18 protein-coding genes and 3 pseudogenes are annotated in these 19386 nt (G+C 41.0%); 2 read left to right on the plus strand and 19 right to left on the minus strand.

The window, feature by feature from the left end; all coding sequences use genetic code 11:
• Positions 1-144 precede the first annotated feature (144 nt).
• The 13 genes and pseudogenes from nth to RDY04_RS06810 all read right to left on the minus strand — a co-directional run bounded on the left by nth (position 145) and on the right by RDY04_RS06810 (position 13958).
• Positions 145-789 (minus strand): endonuclease III, encoded by a 645-nt coding sequence (nth, locus tag RDY04_RS06750; RefSeq protein ID WP_303951234.1) that lies wholly within the window; start codon positions 787-789, stop codon positions 145-147.
• A complete protein-coding gene (locus RDY04_RS06755) occupies positions 789-1487 on the minus strand; it encodes a DnaD domain-containing protein (RefSeq protein ID WP_303951233.1) in 699 nt (232 codons plus the stop codon). Before RDY04_RS06755 ends, nth begins: the two co-directional genes overlap by 1 nt.
• Before the next feature lie 70 nt (positions 1488-1557).
• A complete protein-coding gene (gene metA / locus RDY04_RS06760) occupies positions 1558-2502 on the minus strand; it encodes a homoserine O-succinyltransferase (protein WP_303951231.1) in 945 nt (314 codons plus the stop codon).
• 173 nt (positions 2503-2675) lie between these two features.
• Positions 2676-3194 carry an adenine phosphoribosyltransferase gene (locus RDY04_RS06765; protein WP_048788237.1) on the minus strand — a complete coding sequence of 173 codons (519 nt, stop codon included), beginning with the start codon at positions 3192-3194 and terminating at the stop codon, positions 2676-2678.
• A gap of 114 nt (positions 3195-3308) precedes the next feature.
• A complete protein-coding gene (gene recJ, locus RDY04_RS06770; protein WP_303951228.1) occupies positions 3309-5519 on the minus strand; it encodes a single-stranded-DNA-specific exonuclease RecJ in 2211 nt (736 codons plus the stop codon).
• Positions 5520-5531: 12 nt separating this feature from the next.
• The gene (locus tag RDY04_RS06775) at positions 5532-6299 is read right to left on the minus strand and encodes an SDR family oxidoreductase (RefSeq protein ID WP_303951227.1); all 768 of its coding nucleotides are present in this window, start codon (positions 6297-6299) and stop codon (positions 5532-5534) included.
• Positions 6299-7228 carry a ribonuclease Z gene (gene rnz / locus RDY04_RS06780; protein ID WP_303951225.1) on the minus strand — a complete coding sequence of 310 codons (930 nt, stop codon included), beginning with the start codon at positions 7226-7228 and terminating at the stop codon, positions 6299-6301. Before rnz ends, RDY04_RS06775 begins: the two co-directional genes overlap by 1 nt.
• A 31-nt stretch (positions 7229-7259) precedes the next feature.
• The gene (locus tag RDY04_RS06785; RefSeq protein ID WP_303951224.1) at positions 7260-7901 is read right to left on the minus strand and encodes a cystathionine beta-lyase; all 642 of its coding nucleotides are present in this window, start codon (positions 7899-7901) and stop codon (positions 7260-7262) included.
• Positions 7894-9132, minus strand: coding sequence for a GTPase HflX (hflX, locus tag RDY04_RS06790; protein WP_303951239.1), 1239 nt, complete (start codon positions 9130-9132; stop codon positions 7894-7896). Before hflX ends, RDY04_RS06785 begins: the two co-directional genes overlap by 8 nt.
• 377 nt (positions 9133-9509) lie before the next feature.
• Positions 9510-10679, minus strand: a pseudogene (locus tag RDY04_RS06795) (FtsW/RodA/SpoVE family cell cycle protein); the annotation flags it as partial.
• A 131-nt stretch (positions 10680-10810) separates the two neighbouring features.
• Positions 10811-11353 (minus strand): annotated as a pseudogene (locus RDY04_RS09615) (KxYKxGKxW signal peptide domain-containing protein); the annotation flags it as partial.
• Positions 11354-11620: 267 nt separating this feature from the next.
• Complete coding sequence (locus tag RDY04_RS06805) at positions 11621-12643, minus strand: glycosyltransferase family 2 protein (protein WP_303951220.1); 1023 nt, start codon at positions 12641-12643, stop codon at positions 11621-11623.
• A gap of 33 nt (positions 12644-12676) precedes the next feature.
• A pseudogene (locus tag RDY04_RS06810) lies at positions 12677-13958 on the minus strand (carbohydrate-binding domain-containing protein).
• A gap of 425 nt (positions 13959-14383) precedes the next feature.
• Between RDY04_RS06810 and RDY04_RS06815 the strand changes: the two are divergent.
• Positions 14384-15163, plus strand: coding sequence for a polyphosphate polymerase domain-containing protein (locus tag RDY04_RS06815; RefSeq protein WP_303951218.1), 780 nt, complete (start codon positions 14384-14386; stop codon positions 15161-15163).
• Positions 15156-15839 carry a DUF4956 domain-containing protein gene (locus RDY04_RS06820; RefSeq protein WP_303951216.1) on the plus strand — a complete coding sequence of 228 codons (684 nt, stop codon included), beginning with the start codon at positions 15156-15158 and terminating at the stop codon, positions 15837-15839. The genes RDY04_RS06815 and RDY04_RS06820 overlap by 8 nt, the downstream gene beginning before the upstream one ends.
• A 153-nt stretch (positions 15840-15992) precedes the next feature.
• Here RDY04_RS06820 and hisE read toward each other — a convergent pair whose 3' ends face one another.
• Genes hisE through hisB form a run of 6 tightly spaced genes read right to left on the minus strand, consistent with a single transcriptional unit; the run spans position 15993 to position 19368 of the window.
• The gene (hisE, locus tag RDY04_RS06825; RefSeq protein ID WP_002884043.1) at positions 15993-16307 is read right to left on the minus strand and encodes a phosphoribosyl-ATP diphosphatase; all 315 of its coding nucleotides are present in this window, start codon (positions 16305-16307) and stop codon (positions 15993-15995) included.
• Positions 16308-16315: 8 nt separating this feature from the next.
• The gene (gene hisI, locus RDY04_RS06830) at positions 16316-16654 is read right to left on the minus strand and encodes a phosphoribosyl-AMP cyclohydrolase (RefSeq protein WP_303951212.1); all 339 of its coding nucleotides are present in this window, start codon (positions 16652-16654) and stop codon (positions 16316-16318) included.
• Positions 16651-17409 carry an imidazole glycerol phosphate synthase subunit HisF gene (gene hisF / locus RDY04_RS06835; protein WP_303951210.1) on the minus strand — a complete coding sequence of 253 codons (759 nt, stop codon included), beginning with the start codon at positions 17407-17409 and terminating at the stop codon, positions 16651-16653. The genes hisI and hisF overlap by 4 nt, the downstream gene beginning before the upstream one ends.
• Before the next feature lies 1 nt (position 17410).
• Positions 17411-18130: a 1-(5-phosphoribosyl)-5-[(5-phosphoribosylamino)methylideneamino]imidazole-4-carboxamide isomerase gene (gene hisA / locus RDY04_RS06840; RefSeq protein ID WP_303951209.1), complete on the minus strand. Its 720-nt coding sequence runs from the start codon at positions 18128-18130 to the stop codon at positions 17411-17413.
• A gap of 48 nt (positions 18131-18178) precedes the next feature.
• Positions 18179-18787: an imidazole glycerol phosphate synthase subunit HisH gene (hisH, locus tag RDY04_RS06845; protein ID WP_303951208.1), complete on the minus strand. Its 609-nt coding sequence runs from the start codon at positions 18785-18787 to the stop codon at positions 18179-18181.
• Entirely contained in the window at positions 18784-19368 is a 585-nt protein-coding gene (gene hisB / locus RDY04_RS06850; RefSeq protein WP_002888923.1) for an imidazoleglycerol-phosphate dehydratase HisB, read from the minus strand. The genes hisH and hisB overlap by 4 nt, the downstream gene beginning before the upstream one ends.
• Between the last annotated feature and the right edge of the window lie 18 nt (positions 19369-19386).

Here is a 19386-nt window from a genome sequence, read left to right on the forward strand (position 1 = left end):
CGGTTTTAGAAACTTCATCAACTTTAAGAAGCGTGTCTTCATCACTCTGAACATAAAAAAAGAGAAGACCTATCAGGTCCTCTCTAGATGTTAGCTTTTCGCCCACTACAGTTGACAAAAAGCCAGAAAACGACATTCTCCAGCTTATTTCTTAGTTGTTTCTTTATAATACTTACAATAACTTTGAAGAGGACAGGTCTGGCATTTAGGATTCTTGGCTAAACAATGATAGCGTCCAAAGAAAATCATACGGTGATGACTGATAATCCAATCCTTCTTTGGGATTTTCTTCATCAATTCCGCTTCAATTTCCTCTACACTAGCATCCTCTGGTGCGATATTTAGCCTTTTAGAAACACGTGAGACATGCGTATCTACAGCAATAGAAGGAATACCATAGACTTCAGCCAATACGACGTTAGCTGTTTTTCGTCCCACACCAGGTAAACTCTCTAATTCCTTGTGAGTTTTGGGAACTTGTCCGTCGAAATTCATTAAAACAGCTCTAGCAGTTTTGATGATATTCTTTGCCTTATTCTTATATAACCCAATGGTTCTTAAGCACATTTCAATATCATCAAGATTAGCAGATGCTAAATCTTCAATTTCTGGATAACGTGCCCACAAACCTGGTGTTACCTTATTAACGGCTTTATCTGTTGTTTGAGCAGATAAAATAACAGCAACTAGTAGTTGAAAGGGAGTCTCCCACTCCAGCTCGCCATGTGCATCTGGAAACATCTTTCCCATTAAGGCCAGAGCTTCATTAACTCGTTTTTTACCTAACATTATTGACCACCCCACAATTGACGGGCCGCATCCATACCAGTTTTGAACTCATCCGAAACCTGCTGATGTTGTTTCTTTCCTTGATGCTCCAAACGACGTTCTTCAACTTGAATTTTAGTAGTAATACCACTTGTTTTCCAGTTACGAAGAACCCCTTTGATATAATTCCAGTTGGTTTTTCGGTTAAATACTGCCTCTTTCAGAGCTTCACGGATTAATTCCGGGTCAGTGTGTTCTTCCTGAATTTCCTTATTTAAATCTTCGATTACCATAGGATTCAAGATTCCCAAAGCCTGTTCCAACTCATATGTCAGCTGTTTAATAAGCTGTGTATTTGTTGGTTGGCCAACAACAGGACCTGTCGTTGGCTTTTCACTACTCACTAGCTTGTCTAATACTGCTAAGGCAGGTGAAGCATCAACGACCATCTCAATTTCATTATTAACTTTAATAGTCGTAAAATCAAGGAGTCCAGCCTCAGTTAATGTCGTAATACTTTTATTAACCTCAGTGAGGGTCTTTCCAGTTGCCTGCGCTATCTGGCTAGAGGCCACTTCTCCAATCTGAGTAGTCGTTTGTAGATAGAGAAACTGCCAAACTAAAAAGTCATCCGCTGATGGAAAAATATCCTTAAAGTGAAAAAATAAGGCATTTGGAAGGACTAGATTTCCTGTTCGATATTGTTCAAAAAAACTCATATTTACCTTTCAGATTAGATAGGTAAACTCAAAAATTTTATGTTTCAACATAAGTCTTTTGAGAGACCTACTACAAATAACCGTAGAATGAAAAATCGTCTTCCAACTCTTCTAAACGATAGGGTGTTTCTTGATATACCGCGTAGTTAATCCAATTACTAAAGAATGCTGATGCCGCAAGGTTCCAACGAAGTTTAGGTTCCTGACTTGGATCATCCCCAGGAAAATAGTTTGCTGGCACATCTGGATTGATGCCTACATCCAAATCCCTTCGATATTCTCTGGCCAGAGTATCATAATCATATTCGAAATGACCAAAACTATAAACTTCGCGAAGATTCTTGCTTGCCAGAATGGACAGACCTACCTCTTGACCTGATACAACAACGTCTAAATCTGTTTTATTCTTGATATCTTCCAGAGTTACCTCTGTATAGCGTGAGTGCGGTGACACAAAGCTATCATCAAAGCCATTCATGAGGAAATTTTCTGGCATGTCAACCGTTTGCTTATAGATACCTGATAATTTCTCTGACAAGGGAACCTTATCAACCCCATGTTTATAATAGAGACCTGCTTGAGCTCCCCAACACAAGTGAAGAGTTGAATAAACATGCTTTTTAGACCAGTCAAAAACTCGTGTTAATTCCTGCCAATAATCAACTTCCTCAAAAGGCATTTGTTCAACAGGAGCCCCCGTTACGATAAGACCATCGTAATACTTATGCTTAATTTCATCAAAAGTCTTATAAAAGGTTTCCATATGTTCGGCATGGGTATTTTTTGATTTATGACTAGCCATATACAGAAACTCTACGTTAATTTGGAGTGGTGTATTTGCTAGAAGACGTAGCAACTGAGTTTCTGTCACTTCTTTAGTTGGCATTAGGTTAAGGATCAAGACCTCCATTGGTCTAATATCCTGGCTACTAGCTCTATTCTCATCCATGATGAAGACATTTTCCGAACGCAATACATCAAGAGCTGGTAACTTATTATCAAGTTTTATAGGCATAACAACATCTCCATCCTTGTTTATTCTATCTTCATATTATAAACCGGGTAAATATTGTTATCAAATATATATTTTCTCTAGTTAGTTATAACTTTAAACTATATGATGACACACTTATTTTTTAAAAGAGTTAAAAAGGCCCTGAGGCCTTCTTTTGTAAAACATAAATAGATTTATCCTGGGAAGTTCATCAATACTTTAGCATCATAACCTTCGATTGCTTCACGTCCATTAAGACCATCAAGCTCAATCAAGAAGGCACAACCAGCAACGACACCACCTAAGCGCTCAATCATTTCAATTGTAGCTTTGACGGTACCACCAGTTGCCAAGAGGTCATCAACGATAAGTACACGTTGGCCTGGTTTGATTGCATCGGCATGCATGCAAAGAGTATCGACACCATACTCTTTTTCGTAATCGGCTGAAATCACTTCACGTGGCAATTTACCAGGTTTACGAACTGGAGCAAAACCAATACCAAGTTCAAAAGCAACTGGACAACCAACGATGAAACCACGCGCTTCAGGACCAACAATCATGTCAATCTTCTTGTCAGTCGCATACTGAACGATTTCACGAATAGCATAGCTATAAGCATTTCCATCAGCCATCAACGGGCTAATATCACGGAAAGTAACCCCTTCTTTAGGGTAGTTTTCAATAGATGCAATATAATCTTCTAATTTCATTTGTTCTTCCTATAGGCATTTTGCCAAAAAATATTTACATATTATTATAGCATGAATCCGTGGATTTAGAAAATGCTAACCTCTAGATTCTAAACCAGTTATCTTAGTTAGTCACTACTGCTCCTGTTTGTAGAGCCAATCATAAATTTCCTGTGGTGTTCCCAGAGCCATGAGTTCTTGGAACTTAACGAGTCGTTTCAGATCTTGGAAAATCTGACTGTCCTCAATCTCACGTTTTTCAGCTTCTTTATTGACTGTCATAACACCATTATCAATAGTCACAAAGTCCAATTCATCAAAGATTTGAATCATCTTAATCAGAAGAATCTTGTCGATTTTAAGGTAATGACTGAGTTCATCCAATTTATAGCGAACATCGAATTCTGGGAATTGGTAAATGGTTTTATAGAGCCTTGCAAATTGCTCTCTTGTGCCATAACCTGTCAGATAATAGGCTTCCTTTATATTATTTTTAAAATAGATAGCCTGGAAAGCTTTACCTTCAAACCACGCTTTTAATTCCGTCGCTGAATCCGGTAGGGTGTTGAGGACAACCGCAGGCTCTGTGTCTGCTGCTTCTTCTACCGTTGGTAGGCCCTCAGGTAGTGACATATTTTTTGAGCGAAAATCAAATAACTGAATACCGTCCACGCGCGCATCTTCTAGCATGAGCTGTAGCGTTGTCTGACCATTCCAAACATTAACAGATAAGGTCACTGCCAATTCCAAACCTTGAGCTTGTTGGAATTCTTGAAGCAGATTCCCTTTATTAAAAGCGACAACATCAAAGCTATCCTTACCTTGCTTAACCTTAAACTTAAGATGGGCTCCATTTTGTCCCATTGTCCTAGCTTGAGTGACAGTAATATCATGTAGCCAAAAGACTGGCTTTTTATTATCCATACCAAAAGGTGCTAGTTTTTCTAGACTCTTAATGGTATCCAAGCTAAGCTCGCTGAGTTGGAGCTCCTCGTCTAAATTAAGCGTATTTTTGGCACTCGTATCAATGTTATTATCGTAGACATACTGACACAAGATCTCTGATAGTTGACCAAGATTTTCCTCTGGAAGGGTCATCCCAGCTGCTCCAGCGTGTCCTCCAAAAGCAGTAAAGATGTCTCGGTGGTCATCAAGGGCATGAAAGATATTGATTGATTCCAAACTACGTGCCGAACCCTTAGCCAAGCCATCTTCAATATTCAAAACCACTACTGTCTGGCTGATTTGCTCCATGATGCGACCCGCCACAATACCTAGAACGCCAGGATGCCAACCTTCCTTGGCCAAAACCTGAACTGGTTTGTCCAATTCTACCATGGTCATAGCTTCGTCAAAGATTTTTTGAACAACTTCCTTGCGTTCTTCATTTTTGGCATTGATTTCCAGAGCAATGGCTTGTGCTTCCTCATCGTCAAATCCGGTCAGTAGTTCAATGGCTGGATTTGGATCATCTAAGCGACCCAAAGCATTGAGTTGAGGAGCCAGTTTGAAGCCTACCGTTTCTTCGGAAATCGTTGTTGGGTCCACATCTGAAATGCGGAGCAATTCTTGAAGCCCAATTCGCTCAGTAGTCTTGAGAATTTCCAGGCCGACCTTGACCATAATACGATTTTCATCCGTTAGGCTAACCATATCAGCAATGGTACCAATGGCTACCAAATCCAACATCTCTGTAGGAATAGTTTCAAGAAGGGCAGCTGCCAATTTGAAAGCTACACCACATCCTGCCAAATACTTAAAAGGATAATCGGCATCTGGATGCTCTGGATGGACAATGGCATAGGCATCTGGAAGCTGTGCCGGCATGCTATGGTGGTCTGTAACGATAACGTCCACACCTTGCTCTTGCGCATAAGCAATAGCCTCATTACCCGATACCCCATTATCCACTGTAACAATGAGTGAAATGCCTTCCTGCTCAATGAAATACTTGTAGACACTTTCGTTTGGCCCATAGCCATCTGTAAAACGGTTAGGCAAATAGACTCGAGCCTCAGCGCCCATCATTTCAAGAGCTTCCTTGACAATAGATGCTGATGTCATCCCATCCGCATCATAGTCCCCATAGACTAAGATTTGCTCATAATTTTCAATGGCTTGACGAATTCTAGCCACTGCCTTATCCATATCATGAAGAAGATAAGGGTCATGAAGGTGTGATAAATCAGCCTTTAGAAAGTCTTCAAGAGCCTCTTCTGTCGTAATGCCACGTTCATAAGCAATCTTGGCTGCTGTTTCTGCCAGCCCATGTTCTTTGGCAAGTTTAAAAAAGCCAGCATCTGGCTCTTTTGTGTTTATTTTCCAATCATACGTTGATGTAATCATGTTCTTCTTTCTTTATTTATAATTAAAGCTTGTTCGTGCAAGATAATCGGCCATCTTGGGAAAGAGCGTATAGCCTTTGTGGGCGACTGATAAGAGTCGTGGTAGATTGACTTCACGTTTGTTTTTCCCCAGAATACGGACAATCTTTTTAGCCACGTATTTAGGACTGAGGACAAACTTTCTAACACTCTCAAGATAAGCTCCAGAGGGGTCGGCTTGGTCAAAGAAGCTTGTCTCAATTGGACCAGGATTGACTGTTGTCACATAGACCCCCTTATCAGCCAACTCTAGACGAAGGACATCTGAAAAGCCAATTACCGCAAACTTTGTTGCTGCATAGACACTTGAGTTAGCTGTCGCAATTTTCCCTGCCATACTGGCAATATTGATAATATGACCATGGCCTTGCTTCACCATTTTCTCAGCCATCAGACGTGAAAAGGTCATCGTCGCAAAAGTATTGATATCAAACATATCACGTACCTCTTGGCTAGTGTAATTATCATAAGACTTGAATTCACCGAAACCAGCATTATTGATAAAGACATCAATACGTCCAAATCGTTGATAGAGATAATCGACCATTTCTTTAATGGCATTGTCATCTCTAATGTCAATAGCAAGACAAGTTTTATTTTCCACATGGCGATAACATTTCTCAAGTTTGTCCTTGTCTCGTCCTAAGAGAATAATCCCATCACTGGGTGAGAGGTGCTTGACAATTTCTTGTGCAAGGCCTCCTGAGGCACCAGTAATAGCGATAATACGTTGTCTAGCCATTAAATCTCTACCTCTTCCAAGTCACGAACGATGTGGGTGTTTTCAAAAATCGTTTTAGCATCTGCTGCCATCTTACCTATATCACGCCCCAAGAAACGAGCTGATACGTGATTTAGAAGAAGGCGCTTAGCTGACGCATCCTTTGCAACCTGTGCTGCTTGCATGTTGGTTGAATGCCCATGGCTCTTGGCAATTTTTTCGTCACCCTTACCATAAGTAGACTCGTGGACCAGGACATCTGCCCCCAATCCAAGTCGAATACTGGCATTTGTCTTACGGGTATCACCTAAGATAGTGATAACCTTACCTTTCTTAGGTGCGGAAATAAAGTCTTTGGCAATAATTTTCGTTCCATCTTCAAGAACCACATCATGTCCATTCTTAATTTGTCCAAAAAGCGGACCAAATGGTACGCCTGCTGCCTTAAGGGCCTCAGCATCCAAGGTGCCTTCGAGATCCTTTTGAACCACACGGTAACCAAGACAAAAAATGGTGTGATCCAACTTATCTGCATAAACAGCGAACTTGTCATCTTCCATAACCAAGCCTAGACTATGTTCATCAATTTCTTTAAAATGCACATGATAAGGCAAGCGTGTCCCCGAGGTACGAAGACTGGTCATAACATATTGTTTAATACCGACTGGTCCATAAACTTCAAGGTCAGTTTGTTCTTCACTCGATTGGAAGGAACGGCTAGCCAAGAAACCAGGTAGGCCAAAGATATGGTCTCCATGCATATGTGTGATAAAGATTTTTTTAACTTTACGAGGTTTGATTGTTGTTTCTAAAATCTGACGTTGGGTACCTTCTCCACAGTCAAACATCCAGACTTCATTGATTTCATCGAGTAACTTCAGAACCAGACTCGACACATTACGGGCCTTGGAGGGCTGCCCTGCACCCGTCCCTAAAAATTGTAATTCCATGACTTCCTATACTTTCTATCTATCGTTCTTCTTATTTCTGGACAATATAAGCCAGGCATTCACGCTGAGCAAATCCGTAATAAACAGTTTGCCCTTTATATTGAGACAAAAGTTCCACTAATTCATCTTGATTGAAGCTAGCCAACTTAATGACATTCCCCTTCAACTTAGTTACACGACTAAGTAACTGTGTCTCAGGTGTTAACTCTTCCAATACTTTTTCATCAAAGTCAACCTTGGCCATCTTAATCTGAGTGCCTTCAAGATAAACCTTATACTGCGGGAAAACTTGAGCAAGCTCAAACAAAATACTAGCCGTTGGAACCTCTAAATGCTCGGCAAAGACTAAAGCCACCTCATCAACATTTTCATAGCAAAATCCATAAGATTTTCCTGACAAATTGAGACGAATAAATGGCTTGTGCTCATCAAAAGATGGTGCAGGGTTAAAGAGGTTCAACTCTTTTGAAAGGTCCAAGTAGTAATCCGTCGCTGCTTCAGGAGATTGTTTTTGGTAAATCTCTGCAAAATAAGCATTAATCACGCTTGGTGGTGGCGTAATGAAAGCCAATTTTTGACTGTCCGAAAGGTCTGACAAGGTATTTTCCAAATAGACCTTATCTAAACTTGTAAAACCACCATATTTTAAAGCTAAATCCATATAATCAGTCATAAAATTCTTCCAATTTCCATTTTTTTTTCGGTGAAATATAACCTGTAATTTCTTCCACTTCTGTCTCAAAAGTGTAGCTATCTAACAAGGCTAATTGACTCAATTGATAAAGTTTATAAGCTTGATCCTGATGGACCTTAATACTAAAGGGTTCAAAAATCTGTTGAATTTCATCAATCAAGAGTCTTCTAAGGGCCTCACGACTTTCCTTGTCACGTGCTGAGAGACGAATATTAGGAAAGACTGTTGCTACCAGATTATCAGCTACATCCATCTTATTGTAGATTGCTAGGCGAGGAATATCAGTCATGTCTAAGTCTTTGAGAATGTCTAAGACCACCTTCTCATGTTCTTCGTGATTAGGATCACTCGCATCAATGACATGCAAAAGAAGGTCCACATTACGACTTTCTTCAAGTGTTGACTTAAAGGCAGCAACCAATTCTGTTGGCAAATCCTGAATAAAACCAACCGTATCTGTCAAGGTCACTTGAAACTGATCCTTTAAGTAAATTTTCTTAGTCGTTGCATCCAAGGTCGCGAAAAGTTCATTAGCCTCATATTGCTTATCATCCGTCATAAGGTTCATGATCGTTGATTTTCCAGCATTGGTATAACCAATCAAACCAATTTTAAAGGTACTTGAGTCAACACGCTTTTCACGAATGGTTCCTCGATTCTTCTCAACAATCTTTAATTGGCGTTCAATATCAGCAATCTGGTTACGAATCGAACGACGATTAAGCTCCAACTGACTTTCACCAGGTCCACGGCTACCAATGCCTCCTGCTTGACGGCTGAGCATAATCCCCTGACCAGCCAAACGGGGCAACATGTATTTAAGTTGAGCTAGGTGAACCTGAAGTTTCCCTTCATGGCTTCTAGCCCTCATGGCAAAGATATCCAAAATTAATTGCATACGATCAATAACTTTTACACCAAATGCCGCCTCAAGATTGGTATTTTGACGAGGCGTTAAACGGTTATTGACAATGACCGTAGTAATCTCATCCGCATCTACCATAGCCTTGATTTCTTCTAATTTTCCTGAACCTACGAAAGACTTACTATCATAGCGTTCACGTTTTTGGGTATAGCTAGCTACAACCTCTGCTCCTGCAGTTTTGGCAAGACTGGCAAGTTCCTCCATTGACATGTCAAAATGCTCTGTTTCTTGCAATTCAACACCTACTAAAATAGCACGTTCTTGCTGTTTGGCTGTCTCTATCATAGCAAACCCCTTTTCAAAATAGTCAACTTCTATTATACCACAGGCAGGGGCAAAGAAAAGGTCACAGACCTTAATTTTTTTCAAAGAAAAACAAGTTGGATTAACCAACTTGCTTTCTCTTAATGTTTACGTGTCGGTTTCTTTTTCGAACCCTTACGACGCTTGCCTTGATGAATGCTTGGCGTATTTTGAGAAATGGTTTGACGCATTTTCTCAGTGGCCTTATCAACCTTATCTTTAGCCTTGACCAATTCTTGAGAGGCCTTGGTAAGACTCTTCGAAGACTTGTTTTTCTTGGACTTACTCTTAGAAATAGGTTTCACTTGACTAGTTCCAGACGTACGCATACGACGAGACATAGCCAGGAGAATTTTATTTTCCTCGTTGAGGTTAGTCTGATAAGCCATGGAAAGCACCAGACCAACACCAATCAAGTTTGAGATGAGTGATGATCCCCCTTGAGAAATAAAGGGCAAAGGAATACCTGTCAAAGGAAGAATTCCAACTGCTGCCCCAATATTTTCAAAAATATGGAAGACAATCATCATGATAAAACCTGTCGAAATAAAGGTATAGAAACGGTTGTTAGACTTAAAAGTCACTCGCAACATGCGATAAATGAGGAAGAGATAGGTCAACAGAACCAATCCACCACCTACCAAACCAAAGTCTTCTGCAATAACTGTGAAAATCATATCACTCTCACGAACTGGTACATTCAAATCAAGATGATTAAAACCTTTTCCGTAAATACCCCCAGTACCTATCGATATCATCCCTTGTGTCTGTTGAAAGGCTATGCCATCCGCATAAGTGAATGGGTCCAACCAAGCTGAGATACGGTTAATCTGATAAGTCTGAACCCCTAACTTGATCAAGGCTTCCTTTCCCCAATCTGTGATAAACACCATTATAAACAGAGCTATGCTAGCTGCAAATGCTAGCACTACCGGTAGGATGATACGCCAGGATATTCCCGAAACCACTATTATACCCGCTAAAATAGCGAGGAAGACTAAGGCCGTTCCCATATCACCTTGAAGAACCAGTAAGCCTAAGACAGGAAGCGTGACCGCTATATATTGGAAAAGTAACAACCAGTCATCCTTAAGCTCAGTTACTTCTTTTCCTTGTTTAGCCCAAACACCTATTCTCGAAAGAAAAAGGATGTAAGATATCTTCATAAATTCTGATGGTTGAAAAAGGGTGACTGATCCAATACTGACCCAATTTTTTGCTCCTGTCGAGGCAACCAAAGCAGATGAATAAAAAACAAGAGGCAGAACCATAAGTCCCAGGCCAAAAATATAAAGCCAGGGAGTTACCTTCCAAAGAAACTCTGTATTAAATAACATGACAACAAAAGCAAGTACCGAACCAAGAAAAATCCATAGTACTTGCTGAGACATGACTTGCACGAGATTCTTTGGGTAATCAAAATTTGTCGCGATAAAAACCGAGACCAGACCAATCAGCAGTAAGATGAGGACTGGCAAGAGAATCGAGTAATCTATCCGACTTTCAATAGTATTTTTTGACTTAGCCATGTGTACTCCAAAATAAAGATTTAGCAAGAGTTATTATACCACTTTTTCGGGCGGACAAATGACCTGAATGTATAAAAAGTTGTTAATTTTTAACGAAAAAAGCAACCACAAAAGTGATTGACTTCTTTCATTGCCATCAAAAGTGGACGGAAGCCTTTCTCTGTTGATACATGCCATTTTTTCACCATTTTCCAAAATAGTAACTGGACGGCACCAACTGTTAGGTGTTAAGTAATCATCTACCAACACCAAGCTTTTTTCTCACAATCATAGGCCCGGTTATGTGAAAAGAAGCCATCAACCAGGTTAGTTGTTCCTGATGCTAATAAGTGTATTGAAACGCTTGTCAAAACATCGTCTTTACCTAAGTAAAGCAACTGGGCATTAATAGAAACAGCAAAATTCGTTTTATATGAACCGTCTTCTTTGACATAGTAGTACCTACCATCAACTTGCTTGATGTCGTCCAAAGAGAGCGATGCTGTTTTTCTTTTTCAGTAACACCAGATTTTGGTTTTTCAGCTACTGTCAGCATCGTATCTGTCGTTGCTGCTCCATTTGCTGGTGTATCTGTAGCACCACCTACACATAGCAGCAATTGCTGCCCTAGTTACGGCAATCGTCACCCATTGCTTCTTAACTTTGTGAAGCGTGTAATGTACCTTTTTCCCCATTTTAGATCCTCATTTCATTTTCCTAGTTTAAATGAAAATCTACATAATTCAAACATTTTCATTATATCATGTTTTTTTCACTCAAATATCTCATTTTTCATATCATTATATTCTTTTAATCGTAATTTAAATTGATTTATATTTCGATAAACATTAAAAACTACCGAATCTTGAAAACGGTAGTTTTTCTATTTTCTAGGAATTTTTTAAAGCTATGAGAGAATTAAATACAGTTATTTAACTAGATTACAATTTTCAATTCAGATATCAAGCAAAGACAAGGTCATGTTGAACCCTATAGCTGATTAAAAATAGTAAGGTTTCTGTAAGTAATTTAGCCAGAACCAGTCCTAAACCAATAGCCACTAAGCTACTAAGCAAGAAATAGTTACAAGCTAAGAGAACCAAGACCAACATAAAGTAGCGAACACTCGATCTAAAGAGGGAGCTTGTCGGATTAAAGACCACATTAGCGTTCAGTAGACACTGGCTGGAAGCCGAAATCACACGCGCTAGCACGACCGAAAGGAGCAGATTCTTCGTCAAGGCAAAGAGCACAAATAAGGCTATTGCATCAATGACTGAGGCCAAAACAGCTGTGCCAGAGAACTTTAAAAAAGGGCTGTAAATACGGATGGAATCACGAATGGGCCGAAAGTGCGAGCTTTTATTTTCCTCTAAATAAACCGTTTCGATGGGGACTTCCGAGATTTGGTGACCTGACTTTTTAGCTTCAAGTAGCATATTAAACTCGTATTCGAAACGATTACCATCCAGATTAAGCAACCATGGGATAAGGTCTGTTGATATGCCTCGAAGACCAGTCTGGGTATCCGTTACCTTCTGACCAGTTACTAGACGAAAGAGCCCAGCAGTCACTTTATTTCCAAAACGGCTTCGTGCTGGCACCTTACCAACAAAGGCACGCGCACCCAAGACAAGATGACTTGGATTTTCCTTAGTCGCCTTGGCCACACGGACAATATCCTTAATCAGATGCTGACCATCACTGTCAACTGTGACAATAGGTTGCGCCGAAAGGTGCTGACTGACTACTTCTTCTTGAATGTGAGCAAAGGCCGTCTTTAGAGCAGCTCCTTTTCCTTTATTAATAGGGTGTGTAAGGACTGTAGCTCCAAAAAGAGCCGTTTCGTCATAAAAGTCGTCATAGCATGGACTACTCCCGTCATTAACAACAATAATGCGCGCTTTAGGGAGTTTTAAAGTAATATCTTGAACCACCTGAATCAAGCGAATGTCTGGTTCATAAGCTGGAATAACAATATACATAGGCACTTCCTTTCTGTTTCATCCTATGATGCTTTATTGGTCTCCACCAAAGCCACCTGCTGGGCCACCACCTTGGGGACCACCGCCACTTTGAGGGCCTCCACCACCAGGCATTGAGTTCTCAATCTTAGTTTGTTTCTCACCATTGATAGTAATGTCACCACCGGTATAGGTCGCTGAACCATCGAAGTCAAAGCCAGACTGACCAGTCAAATTGATTGTTCCACCCGATACAATAATATCGCCGTTAGAATCAATTGGGTCAGTATCGCCCTGGCCAACCTCAACATTTAGGGTTCCACCGGTCATCTTGAAGAAAATCTCACTTTGACTAGCATTAGAATTGGCGGCATTAACACCATCATCCGTTGCATAGACATCGATATTTCCACCATTTATAGTCACAGATTTACCTTCGATACCTTCGGTTGATTTTTCAACTTTGTAAGTACCACTATCGATAATCAGGTCACCAGAGGCATGAATACCATCATCACCAGCATTGATAGTCATAGTATTATCAGACAGATACATGGTGCCTACTGAGGTGTCGTCATCATTGTCGACCTTAACACCATCTTCTTCGGCTTCAATGGTCATAGTTGTTCCTGTGATGTTGAGTTCATCGTTGACATTGAAGGCATCACCGACTGAGGAAATCTTATAGGTACCGCCAGTCATATGAAGGCTGTCATTGGCTTTAATACCGTTGTTTTTCTTGGCATCAATGTTAAGAGTACCTGAACCATTAATGGTCAAATCTCCTTTAGAAAAAATCACAGCATCCGCATCTTGATCACTATTAGAACTTGAATCAGAAAGTGTGTTTGTAGTGCCATCTTTAAGTGTCAGATAGACATGGCCAGCACTTGTGGCATTGATGGCTGCATTTGTGTTTGTCATGGTAGCACCATCTAGAACAATATGAACATCATCTGAATCGCCGGCGTCCACCTTGATTTGGAGTCCATCGGATTTTCCTGAAATGACGTAGGTACCCGCTTTAGAGATGGTTACAGTTGAACCTGATAGGGCTACACCATCACCTGAAATATCCGCAGATGAGCCTGATAACTTAATCTTAGTAGCTGAACTTTCATTATAAGAGGTATCAGAATCTTTAGAAGTAAAATAGTTGCTGTTGTTCTTATTTGTTTCCTTGCTGGTCGTTGCTGTCACTGCACTCGTTTTTGATGTAGTGCTTGACGTCGTCCCAGTTGCTTGACTACTTGATTGGCTACAAGCTGTCATGACTGTTAGGGCTGTTGCACAGGTTAATAAAGCCGTCCATTTTTTTTAGTTTTTTTGATTTCATATTTTTCCTCTCGGGTTCTTTTTGATGATTACAGTTTACGGGACTTAGCTAAAACATTTCTGAAGGTTAATTGAAACTTATCTTAAGTTAAGTTTGGTGAAAGTTTAGCTTAGGAAAACTTTCAGAAAAGTCCCATAGACTAATAGGCGAGCAAGTAAGTGCTTTATAGAAATAGTACATTTACACTCAATTTTTTACTATAAAACAAAAAAGAATAAGGCGACTGTTTAAGGGTAGGTGTGCTGCGACAACACTCTATTTTCCTGGGAGTTGCTGTACGGATTTGTATCTTATCTAATTGAACACGCCTACAACTCAGTGGAAAAAGATGGACTCTGATTGGAGCTAAAGCTCCTGCCACAGCCCCCTATTTTCCTGTGAGTTGCTGTACGGATTTGTATCTTATCAATAAAAGGAGTTTTTTCATGGTTAAACAATTGGAAACACGTTTTAAACGTATTGAAACAAAATATGTGGTCTCAAAGGAAAATCTTGAAGACCTGCTCACTGATCTTAAGGAGTATTTGGTAGAGGATGATTATCCGACATCTACCATTTCAAATATTTACTTTGATACGGATAATTTTGACGTCATTCAAGATGCCCTAGATGGTAATCACCGTCAAGAAAAAATCCGTATGCGCACCTACCTAGCCAATCCCAAAATTGATAGTAAGGTCTTTTTAGAGGTTAAAGCCAAAGATGATGAAGGAATCGGTCATAAGTTTCGTCTCGTTTCAACTCCGCTTGCCATCACTAATTTGATGACAGACGGTAAGAATCATGGTCAAATCACTGACCGCCAGCTCTTACAGGATATCCACCACTTACGTCAACGCTATGATGAGGGGCTCAAACCTCGTATGTATATCTACTACGACCGTTTTTCGATGAAAGAAAAAGAGACTATCGAAGGCTATGCCTACAATAAAGTACGTGTTACCCTTGACCAAAATTTGACTTACCGTGATGAAGACGTCAGTCTCTTTAAGGGGAATCATGGTTTTCCCCTTCTTGATGAAGATACGATTATCATGGAAATCAAGGCACCTGGCAAAAAACCTGACTGGCTTCAAGCTATCTTAGATAAACATGGTTTGGAAGAGCAGAAATTCTCCAAATACAGCTGTGCCTATCATAAGTCTCAAGGTCTGGACTACGGTCCACATCCAGTTCAGGAAAAAGGAGCTGCCACCTATGTCTAATCTCTTCAACTCTATTTTTAATGATGCGACCGCAACCGCTAGTCCCCTTCAACTCATGCTGGCCTTACTGGTCAGCCTTGTTTTAGGCTTAGCTCTTACCTGGACTTACAAATACCGAACCCTCTACACCAGAGAATTTGTCATCAGTTTGACCCTACTTCCATGTTTGATGACCCTAGTTATCTTCCTTGTCAATGGGAGTTTGGGGACCTCTATCGCCGTGGCAGGGACCTTTAGTCTCATTCGTTTTCGATCAGCGACTAGTGGTTCCAGAGAGATAATCGCCATCTTCATGGCCATGATTATTGGTCTAGCATCTGGGACAGGATATTTGCTACTGGCAGTCCTCTTCACCGCCTTTCTATTGGCTGTTTGGCTCCTTTTGGAAAATCGTCAAAGTCGTACCGACAACCAACGTCGTAGACTCCTGACCATTAACGTCTCCTACCAAGACTTGATTGATCAAAAAATCACTAAAGCCTTGCTCAATTTCACTAGCGAGTGTGACTTGATTTCCCTTAATACCACAGGTGGAGGTGAAACCATGCAACTGGTCTACGAAGTGGACTTGAATCCTCAAGTGGATGACTTCCAATTGACGAATCACCTAATCTCAAATATTGAAAATTGTAACCTTGCCCTAACCAAAAAAGCTAAGAAGAAAAAGAATCTGTAAAACCAAAAGACATCTCCGACTGATTTTCGGAGATGTCTTTTGGTTTTACAAATGATTTCTCAAAGAGAAATTAATTACTTAAACTTTTTTGAATACTTTTCAATACATTCACTTCAAGCTTTTATTCTTAATATCAATCGGTTGAGATAATCCTTAATAATCCGTTACTTCTTTTCGGTCATGGACATTGCTTTGCTTGCCCTGACGTGCTTTAAGAACGGCTTCAACGTCTTCAGGGCTAACCCCTGTTTCAACGAGCATGACTGCTAGGTGATAGAGGACGTCTGCTGTCTCGTTGGCAATTTCTTCTTTATCAGCATTTTTGGCTCCGATCACAACTTCTGTTGCTTCTTCGCCAACCTTTTTAAGAATCTTGTCTAGGCCCTTGTCAAAAAGGTAATTGGTATAAGATCCTTCTTTGGGATTTTTTTTACGATCTAAGGCTTCTTTATAAAGTGTTTCTAACATAGCTACTCCTATCTATCTTGATTGTCATCATATATATCCGTAAAGAAACAGCTGTAGGCTCCTGTATGACAGGCTGCTCCTTCTTGTTCCACAGCGATAAGCAGGGTGTCCTGATCACAATCTGTCTTGATGCTTTTGACATATTGAAAATGGCCAGACGTGGCTCCCTTATGCCAAAGTTCATTTCTAGAACGGCTCCAATAATGCATTTGTTTGGTCTCAAGGGTTAACTGATAGGACACCTCATTCATATAGGCCAACATGAGCACCTGCCCCGTCTTGTAATCTGTCACAATGACTGGCACCAGTCCTCCTTGTTTGTCAAAATCAAGTTTAACCTCTGTCATCGTCTCACCTCAATTCCTGCATTTGCCAAGACTTGTTTGGTTTCGCCTATATTTACCTCACCAAAGTGGAAGATAGAGGCTGCCAGAGCACCCGTTGCTGTTGTCTTTTCAAAGACTTCTACAATATCCTCAATATTTCCTGCACCACCAGAGGCAATGATCGGAACATCGACGACCTCCGCCACACGATTGAGCATTTCTAAGTCAAAACCAGACTTAGTGCCGTCCTTGTCCATGCTGGTTAAGAGGAGTTCTCCAGCCCCCAAAGCGACGACTTCTTGAGCCCATTGGATGACGTCCCTACCTGTATCCTTACGGCCACCAGCCACAAAAACATGCCAGCTCCCATCAGCCATCTTTTTCACATCAATCGCAGCCACTACACACTGGTTCCCGAATTTTTGAGCACAATCAGCGATTAGTTGCGGATTGGCTAGGGCTGAGGAATTGACGGCAACCTTGTCAGCACCGGCTTTGAGCATCTTGTTCATGTCTTCAACTGAACGGATACCACCACCAACCGTGAAAGGAATAAAGACCTGGTCGGCAACACGACGCACCATGTCAACCGTTGTTTCACGATGATCTGAAGTCGCTGTGATGTCCAAGAAAACAAGTTCGTCACAACCAGCTTCATAATAAGCACGCGCAGAATCAACAGGGTCACCAACATCTGTCAGATTCACAAAATTGACCCCCTTGACGACACGGCCATCCTTGACATCCAAACAGGGAATAATACGTTTTTTAAGCATATTAACCTCCGAAAGACTTGAGCTGATCTAGAGTGATATTGCCGTTATAGTAGGCTTTACCGACAATGGTTCCTGCCACACCAATCTCTTCTAGATGATTTAAGTCAGCTACTTCTGCAATTCCACCAGAAGCAATGACTTTGGCGGTCGTCAGTTCAGTTACCAAACGTTTGTAGTGATCAAGATTGGGTCCTGTCAGTGTGCCATCTCGATCAACATCTGTATAGACAAAGAGGGTTACGCCCATCTTTTCCATTTCCTTGGCCAAGGTGATATAGTCCACATTGCTTGTTTCCAACCAGCCTTCAGTAGCGACAAACCCTGCCTTGGCATCAATACCTACGACAATTTTATCGGCACCAAATTCCTCTAAAGCTGCTCTAACGAAGTCAGGATTTTTAACAGCCATTGAACCGATAATGATACGGTCGATACCAACTTCCAAATAGTCACGAATCTGCTCCAAGGTACGGATACCGCCACCAACTTCGATGCCAAGTCCAGAAACCTTCTTGACCTCTGCAATCAAGTCACGGTTAGTGGCACGACCATCTAGGGCACCGTCCAAGTCGACGACATGAATAAACTGAATACCCGCATCCTTAAAGGTCTTTGCCTGCTCAATAACATCGGGATTGACAACGGTTTGTTGATTGAAATCTCCTTTAAAGAGACGAACAGCCTGTCCATCCTTAATATCAATTGCTGGTAGAATTTGCATCTCCCCTACCATCCTTTCTAACTAAAAAGTCTTTGCTCTCACTAGCTTCTAGGCTTTACATAAACCTGCAAATTTTTCAAGAATACCTAAGCCAATATCACCTGATTTTTCGGGATGAAATTGGGCCCCATAAACATTATCTTTATGGATCATGGCTGGCACCTCAATACTATAATCTGCGGTAACATCAATGTATTGGCTAGGGACATCTGTGAAATAACTGTGAACGAAGTAGACGGCTTGGCCATCTAAACCATCTGTTAAAGGGCTGGCTTGCTTAACAGCCAAATCATTCCACCCCATATGTGGGACAGGTTGCTCCTTGCTAGCTGGAATAGGACGGCAGACACCTGGAATAAAGCCAAGACCAGCTGTTTCTTCATGTTCCAGCCCTTTTTCTGTTAAAATCTGCATGCCTAAACAAATTCCTAAAAAGGGAACTCCCTGTGCGATCGCCTCTTTGATAACAGCTACCAAGCCTCTTCGCTCCAACTCTGCTATGGCTGTTGGATAGGCACCTACACCAGGTAAAATCAAACCATCTGCAGCTAGGATTTTTTCTTTGTCAGCAGACAATTCTGCAGTCACACCTATTTTTTCAAGGGCACGCAGAACATTTGCGGTATTCCCCGCATCGTAATCAATGACGATAATCATAGCATCCCCTTTGTCGAGTTTACGCCGTGAATATCAGGATTGATTGTGATTGCCTCACGCAAGGCACGTCCTGTAGCCTTGAAAAGACTTTCTGATTTGTGGTGATTATTTTTTCCGTGGAGAATCTTGAGGTGGAGATTCATTTGAACATTAAAGGCCAAGGCTTGGAAAAATTCTTCTACCAATTCTGTGTCAAAATTACCCAATTTTGGATTATCAAAACTAGCATCAAAGACCAGGAAGCTACGTCCAGACAAGTCTAAACTTGCCATTCCGAGAGTTTCATCCATAGGGACAAAAGCCGTTCCATAACGGTTGATCCCTGCTTTATCGCCCAAGGCCTCTTTAAGAGCTTGCCCAAGGACAATGCCGACATCTTCAACGGTATGGTGACTATCAACCCAGAGGTCGCCATCAGCCTTAACCACCAAAGACATACGACCGTGACGGGCAAACAAGGTCAGCATGTGGTCAAAAAATCCGACACCTGTTTGGATGTCTACAGGTTCTTGAGCATCCAAATTGAGGCTTAACTTAATTTTGGTTTCAAAGGTATTACGTTCAATTTCTGCTTGTCTCATAACTTCTTCCTCTACTCT

It is taken from the genome of uncultured Streptococcus sp. (assembly GCF_902463925.1).
Lineage (GTDB): Bacteria > Bacillota > Bacilli > Lactobacillales > Streptococcaceae > Streptococcus.